This is a genomic window from Streptosporangium sp. NPDC006013, assembly GCF_040614275.1.
Classification (GTDB): Bacteria; Actinomycetota; Actinomycetes; order Streptosporangiales; family Streptosporangiaceae; genus Streptosporangium.
In genome coordinates this window covers 1-7,506 of sequence record NZ_JBEXUE010000482.1, presented here as the reverse complement: position 1 = coordinate 7,506, position 7,506 = coordinate 1, and the positions used below count along the sequence as shown (strand labels likewise).

Annotated in this window: 4 protein-coding genes and 1 pseudogene; 2 read left to right on the top strand and 3 right to left on the bottom strand. The window is 68.4% G+C overall.

Translation table 11 applies throughout. The features are described from left to right. Positions 1-306, bottom strand: a pseudogene (locus ABZ260_RS42380) (AraC family transcriptional regulator); the annotation flags it as partial. A gap of 17 nt (positions 307-323) precedes the next feature. Beyond that, entirely contained in the window at positions 324-539 is a 216-nt protein-coding gene (locus tag ABZ260_RS42375) for a hypothetical protein (RefSeq protein ID WP_355629119.1), read from the bottom strand. An 898-nt stretch (positions 540-1,437) separates the two neighbouring features. On the opposite strand from ABZ260_RS42375, the gene ABZ260_RS42370 reads away from it, so the two are divergent. Both ABZ260_RS42370 and ABZ260_RS42365 read left to right on the top strand, forming a co-directional pair. After that, positions 1,438-5,319: a metallophosphoesterase gene (locus tag ABZ260_RS42370; RefSeq protein WP_355629116.1), complete on the top strand. Its 3,882-nt coding sequence runs from the start codon at positions 1,438-1,440 to the stop codon at positions 5,317-5,319. Positions 5,320-5,387: 68 nt separating this feature from the next. Further along, the gene (locus tag ABZ260_RS42365; protein ID WP_355629113.1) at positions 5,388-6,521 is read left to right on the top strand and encodes a HupE/UreJ family protein; all 1,134 of its coding nucleotides are present in this window, start codon (positions 5,388-5,390) and stop codon (positions 6,519-6,521) included. An 88-nt stretch (positions 6,522-6,609) separates the two neighbouring features. On the opposite strand, the gene ABZ260_RS42360 is transcribed toward ABZ260_RS42365, so the two are convergent. Next, a partial coding sequence (locus tag ABZ260_RS42360; RefSeq protein WP_355629110.1) for an aldehyde dehydrogenase family protein occupies positions 6,610-7,506 on the bottom strand: 897 nt, incomplete at its 5' end.

Here is a 7,506-nt window from a genome sequence, read left to right as displayed (position 1 = left end):
CCCGGCCAGCGCCGACGCCGGGAGCCCCAGCAGTGCGTCGGCGCCCAGCGGGCTGAGCGTCAACCACACCCCGCGCGTGCATCCCACCTGCCTCAGCTCGGCCGCGTCCAGATGGAGCCCGGCCACAACAGCCCGGCGCCGCCGGCTCGAGCCGGGCCGCCCGACCCACGAGATCTCGAGCGAGTCCTCCTCGGGGATCGTGATCGACACCGTGGACGAGGGAAGCCCGCGATGGACGGCGACCGGGCCGGACCCAAGTTCGTACGCACCCAGTGTCGCCACGAAGGGCGCCAGGGCGGTGGGCATTGGGTCAGCGGGCACGGTCACTCTGGCACAGTACGACGGCTGAGGTGGTGCACCCTACGCAGGCCCGCAGCAGCGACCTGCATGCCGCTCAGGGCGGGCCTGCCCTTCACCTCGGCGAGCGCGACTGCCCGCAGTTGCCAGCCGTGCTCCGTGCCGCCGCCATCGACGAGCTCCAGCAGGTCGTCGACGGCGGCGGCGATCCGGTCGGCGTCGTCGGCCAGGGCGCCGCGCATCCCGGCCAGCCGGTCGGCCAGGTCGGCCTCCCAGCGCCGGGCCCGGTAGGCCGCAGGGGTCAGAGTGTGGCGGAACGAAAACGTACGCTAAGCCCGTTCACCCAGCTCAACGGTGGTGGCGAAGGCCTTCGCCGGTGAGGCCGGAAGAATCTTGTGATGTTTCCCCTGCTCAGCCGAGGCCCCAACCCCTTGGCGTCGTACCGCCTCGCCGCGAGTTATCGGCAGGGTTCGCGCCCCCGGTAGACCGAGGTTTCAGCGGTGAGCCACCGTGCGGTGCGCGGGACCGGAATGGCGCGGGAATCGATTCCAGCGCAGTGCGGGCGGCGGCGTGGATACGGCCGCGAACCGCGATGAGTTTACCTGGATCGGTGCGGTCGAGGCCGTCAATGGTGGGGTGACACAGGAACGGGCCGCACTCGGTGAGAAGGCCTTCGGGGAGACCGGATAGCCACGATCAGTCCAGGTGCCTACGCGCGGATTAGCAGCTTCGGGAGTCCTGGGCCTTCGCCGCTGGAACAGGACGGCCACACCACCACCCTCTCCGCGACGCGGTACTCCAGCGCCGCCGATCCGGGGGCCTGATGGTGATGGGTTTCTCGGTCAGCCGCCGATGCCGATATTCAGATACATGGCTATTTGTCGACCTTGTGACCTATTTGGTCCCGTCTCGTAATAGATGACCAGAATGAGCCGATAATTTCGCTTCCCTTCAGTCCCTTCATGCACACCGTTCACTCGCCCGCTCCAGTGTGTCCGCCCGAAGGGCAAACCGCTCGATCGGTGCTTGTCGGAATAGAAGGGACTGCACCTGATGCAGCCAATGGCAGCGCGAAAGTTACTGGGTGGCCTGGGGAGCCGACGGCGTTTCGCCGCAGCCGGCGCAATCGCGGTGCTGCTGGTGAGCAGCCTTGTGACGGCGGCCTACGCCGACCCGGGACCGGGGGAACAGAATCGGGGACGGCCCAGCCCGACGCCGACGAGCTCGCAGACCCCTCCGACGCTCACCCCCGCCAACGGTTCGTACCTCGTGGGCACGGCGAAGGTCGCGGCGGTCCCGGCCGCGGCCGGTGACAGTGTCACGAAACTCGCCATCGACGACACCGCACTCGACGCCACCCGGACGGTGGGCGTCTCCAAGCTCAGCTTCGACGTCGGCTCGAACTCGACGGAGGCGCAGTACCACAGCTACGTGCTCGTCAACGGCGGGTACCGCAGCGACATCGGCGACCATGTGAACGAGCGGGCGACCATCGAGATCCCGAACGGGCACCTCGTCAAGGGAGAGAACACCGTCGAGATCGTCGTCGGTACGATCCAGTCCTCATGCGGCCTCAACTACGACGACTTCGTGCTGTCCGATGTGGGCCTCGAACTGCTCGGTGAGGTCGCGGACGGCGAGGAGAACCCCTATACCCTCTCCTTCGGCGACGGCAGCTGCGGCACGAACTCCTCGCTGCTGAAGCGCGCCACGCTCAAGTTCTTCGTCCAGTCCGACCCGCAGGGCACCACGGGTCTCACCGCGGACGTGGACACGACGGAGCTGGCCAACGGCGAGCACGTCATCACCGCCACGACCGCGGCCGGGGCGACCGTCAAGAACACCGTGACCGTGAACAACGCTCCGGCCGGGGCACCGTGGCTGCTGCCCGTGGACGGCACGCTCGTGGCGGGCACCAAGCCGGTCTTCGCGACGGTCCCGGCCGGCGGCGAGAGCGGCGTCGCGTCCCTGACCGTCGACGGCGACAAGCCTGCCACGAAGGCCACGCTCGGCAACGGCGCCGCGAAGTTCAGCTTCGACGTGGGATCGGACTCGATCGACGACAAGTTCGACAACTTCCTGCTCGTCAACGGCAAACGCATCGACCTGGGCGGCTCCTGGGTGAGCCGGCGCGTGACCATCGCGGTTCCGGCCCGGTTCCTGGTGCCCGGCGACAACACGATCAAGGTCGTCACCGGTGACTTCAAGGAGTCCTGCGGCAACAACCGCGACGATTTCACGATCGCCAACCTGGACCTCGCCCTTGACGGCGCCACCGTGACCGGCCAGGACGTCAAGCCGTCGTACGACATGGGCGACGGCGACTGCGGCAGCAGCCAGACCCTCCTGCGCGAGGTCGAGTTGCGCTACACGATCGACGCCCCGGCGGTGAACGTCATCGAGACGCTCGGTTCGGGTAACGCCACCCTCAGCTTCAACGTGGGCAGCAACTCGATCGAGGCGCGCTACCAGAACTTCGTCCTCGTCAACGGCCAGAAGGTCGTACTCGACGGCGACTTCGTGAGCCGGCGCGTCGACCTCACGATTCCGAACGAGTACCTCGTGCCCGGCTGGAACACGATCGACTTCGTGACCGGCACCTTCCCGACGTCGTGTGGCAACAACCGCGACGACTTCGCGATCTCGAACATCGTCCTGACCCCTGTGCAGGGCACGGCGACCGGCCAGATGCTCAAGACCTCGTACGGCATGGGCGACGGCAACTGCGGCGACAACGTGAACCCGCTGACCGAGATCGACCTCGAATTCCTGGTGGACGCGCCGGCCCGCGGCCTGCGCGCAGACCTCGACACCACCGCCATCAAGGACGGCAGGCACACCCTCACCGCGGTGTCGACCACGGGCGAGGTCGCCACCCGCCTGTTGATCACCGACAACTCGGCGCCGGCGGTCGCCAATAGCGTCCCGGCCGCGGGTGAGAAGATCAACGCCTCGGTCGTGCTGGACGTCAAGCTCGAGGACGCCTCCGGCGTCGTGTCCGGGCCGGACGTCAAACTCGACGGCCGGCCGATCGAGCTGGGCGCGCAGGTGGGCCCAGGCCTGCACGCCGGTAAGCACACCCTGGCGGTGACCGGCACAGATGGGCTCGGCAACACCACGAGCCGCGAGATCGTGTTTGAATCCGCGGGCATCCCGGACGTCCCCACCGAGCTGACCCCGGCGTTGGGGGCCGTCGGGGTGTCGGATCCCGTCACCCTCTCGGCGAAGGTGGCCGAACCTGATGGCGGCCAGGTGACGGCGACGTTCTCCGAGGCCGAGATCCTGACGCCGAACCAGGTGTTCCAGGGCACGGCCAAGTCCGTCCCCACGACCCTGAAGGTCCCGGGCGAGAGGAAGGTCAAGGCCGAAGGGCTCGAACCCGCCGATGGCAGGACGCTCGACGCGCCCGCCGGCCAGGACGTCACCTACCAGCGGTACGACGTCCAGGTGAAGGGGCACGTGGACTCCCCGGTCCTGCGTTGGGAGGGCGTCATCGACCCCGAGCGCCTGGCCTCGCTGCGGGCGTGGAACACGAGGACCAAGGCATGGGATCTGCTGACGAGCGCCCGTGGCGCCGCCGAGGGCAAGACCGTTCTCACGGCCGTCGTCGATGGGGACCACATCGACAAGCAGCAGGTTCACGTCATGGTGACGGGCGAGGACCCGTTCGCCGACGACATCGAGCCCGGTGACCCGAACGGTTTCGCCGACCCCGCCTCCTACGACTTCTCGATCGTCCACTTCACCGACACGCAGTACATCTCCGAGGGCGCGGTGGAGCAGGAGAGTGCCGAGGAGCGCGCGGTGTGGGAGTCCGCCTACGCCGGCATCGTCGACTGGATCGGCGCGAACAAGGACCAGCGCAAGATCTCGTACGTCGCGCACACCGGCGACATCATCGAGAACAACATCCGCAAGCCCGCCGACGAGGCCATGCAGCAGCAGGTCGTCGGCGAGTTCGAGGTGTCCTCGAGGCAGCAGCGCGTGCTGGACGACGCGGACATCCCGAACGGCGTGATCGCCGGCAACCACGACAACCAGTCGGGCACCGAGAACGGGCCGGACGCGATCTACAACAAGTACTACGGCCCCAGCCGGTATCAGGAGGCGTCACAGGGCTGGCAGCACGCCAACTACGGCGGGCCGTGGAGGGAAGGCGACAATCAGAACCACTACGACCTGTTCTCCGCGGGCGGGCTGGACTTCGTCGTGGTCGGCCTGTCGTACGGCGTGACGAGGGAGGAGGCCGAATGGGCCGACTCCATCTTCAAGAAGTTCCCCAACCGCAACGGCATCCTGCTCTCGCACGACTACATCGTGCCGAGCACCAACCCCGACGGGCGCGGCGCTGGATTCTCCGCCCCCGACGGCTCGATGCTCTACAAGGCGGTGGTTGAGAAGAACTCGAACGTCTTCCTCATCCTGGCCGGACACGAGCACGGCGTGGGCACCAACGTGAAGCCGAAGGTCGGCCAGGTCGGCAAGGGCGTGGTCGAACTTCTGGCGGACTACCAGTTCTACACGGTGTCGGCCGACCGGCTCGGGCTCACCGAGATCGGCGGGTACAACCCGACGGACCAGCTCCAGTTCGGCGCGAGCTTCTTCCGGCTGCTGCAGTTCGACGTCGAGCGAGCGGAGCTGACCGTGGACACCTACTCCCCGCTGCTCAACGACTTCGGCGCCACCGAGTTCGACCCGCTGCGCCGCTACAACGGGCACGAGGACAACATGGTGCTGCCGGTCGATCTCACCTCCCGCACGACGAGCTTCCAGACCGACTCGCTGGCGCTCTACAAGCCCACCCGGGTCGTCGGCAGGAGCAAGGTCGCGTCGGGTCAGGTCGCCTCGGTGACCTGGGACCGTCTCAAGGACGACACGGCCTACGCCTGGTTCGTCACGGCACGCTCCGCCGGCGGCGGCGTGACCGCCTCCGAGCCGAGCGTCTTCGTCACGAAGGACGAGCGCGGCCGTCCCGGCAAGTGGGGACCTGACTCGCCCATGTACCACTGGTTCCGCCGCTGACCCATCACCGCCGCCCCGGACCGGGTCCGGGGCGGCATTCACTCATCCCCGATCTGGAGAGACGAGACATGTCCTGCAGGCGCTGGCTGTTCGCCGTCGTCCTCGCCGTCGTTCTCGGCGGTGTACCGGCCGGCCTGGTGCGTCCCGCTCCGGCGGCGGCGCACGACGCGACCACGGCCGCCCACGCCGAGGTGACCGGCACGGGCGCGAACGTCGAGGTCGTGCTCGACCTCGAGTACGACCTCCTCATGAAGTCGGCCTGGCTCTACGCGGAGGCATATGAGGCGAAGGAGCGGACCGAGCAGCTCCAGCAGCTCAAGATCAACCGTGATGCCGTGACCGGCTATGTCACGGGCCGCTTCGCCGTGGCGTACCACGACGAGCCGTGCGCGCCCACGCCGGTGGGCGACGCGGACGTCCGTGTCCGCAGCAAGGCGGCCTTCGCGGTGCTGACCTACGCCTACGCCTGCGCGGGCGGGGATGGGGGAGTCCACGCGATCTCAAGCGCGCTGTTCCCCGACGCCGAGAGCTTCGTGCACAGCACGAAGACGATCGTCCGCTACGACTTCGACGGTGAGCAGGGCTCTGCGGTCCTGGTCGCCAAGAACCCGACGCTGCGGATCGGTGCGTATCCGGCGTCGTATCAGGTCCGGGAGTTCTTCCTGCTCGGTGCCGAGCACCTGCTGTTCGGCCTCGACCATCTCTTCTTCCTGTTCGCGCTGCTCATCGGCGCGCGCCGGCTGCGTGACGTCGTCGTCACGGCTTCCGCCTTCACCGCCGCCCACAGCATCACGTTTCTGCTGGCGGCCATGGGGGTCGTGGACGTTCCTGGGGAGATCGTCGAGCCCGTCATCGCAGCGTCGATCATTGTCGTGGCGGTCGCCAACCTCCTGGGCCGTGGGGAAGACAGATTGGGCGGATGGCTGCTGCCGATCGTCTTCCTTTTCGGCCTGGTGCACGGGCTGGGCTTCGCCGGTGCGCTGGACATCAAAGAGAGCGGATCGTGGGAGCTGCTCCTGTCGCTGCTGAGCTTCAACCTCGGCATCGAGGCGACGCAGCTCGCGATCATCGCTGTGCTCTTCCCGCTGCTGGTGCTGCTGCGCCGGGCGTCCGCGGCCCGCTGGGTGGTGGCCGCGATCTCGGTCCCCGTCGTGGCGGTCAGCCTGTACTGGTTCTTCGATCGCATCCCGCTGCCGCTCTGACGGTGGCGGGCATCGGTTCGCCGACGGCCCCACCCACCTGGTTGTGACGCCGCAAACGCCGCTCGCCGCAGTCAGGTCCCGCTGCGGATCAGTCGATCTGCATGACGACGGCCTTCGGCTCGGTGAAGAACTCGCGGCTGAAGGTGCCGCCCTCGCGCCCGACACCTGAGTCGCCCGCCCCGCCGAACGGGGCGCGCAGGTCGCGGACGAAGAAGCAGTTCACCCAGACGGTCCCGGCCCGCAGGCGGGCGGAGACTCGGTGCGCCCGGGACAGGTTCTCGGTGAACAGCATCGCGTTGAGCCCGTAGCGCGTGTCGTTCATCAGCGCCACGACCTCGTCCTCGGTGTCGAACGGCGTCACCGTGACGACCGGGCCGAAGATCTCCTCGCGCTGGTGGCGGCCGGTGGCGGGCATGCCGGTGATCACGGTGGGACGGACGAACCAGCCGTCGCCGAGGCCGCCGGAGCGGATGGAGCCGCCCTCCTCGGCGACGGTCTCGACGTAGCCGCGCACCTTGCGGTAGTGGGTCTCCGAGGCCAGCGGGCCGAGTTGGGTGGAGTCCAGCTTGGGGTCGCCCAGGCACATCGCCTCGGCCGCGGCGGTGAAGCGGGCGATGAACTCGTCGAACACCGGACGCTGGACGTACAGACGCGAACCCGCCAGGCACACCTGCCCGGCGTTGGTGAAGATCGCCTTGATGGACCAGCTCACCGCGTTGTCGAGGTCGGCGTCGGCGAAGACCGCGTTGCCGCCCTTGCCGCCGAGTTCCAGGCTGACCGGCACGAGGTGCCCCGCCGCCGCGGCCGAGATGACCCGGCCGGTCGCGGACTCGCCGGTGAACGTGATCCGGTCGATCCCAGGGTGCTCGGTGAGCGCCTGCCCGGCGGAGTCCGGGCCGTGGCCGTGGACGACGTTGAGCACCCCGGGCGGCAGGCCCGCCTCCAGTGCGAGCCTGGCGAGGATGGTGGCGGAGGCGGGGGTGTC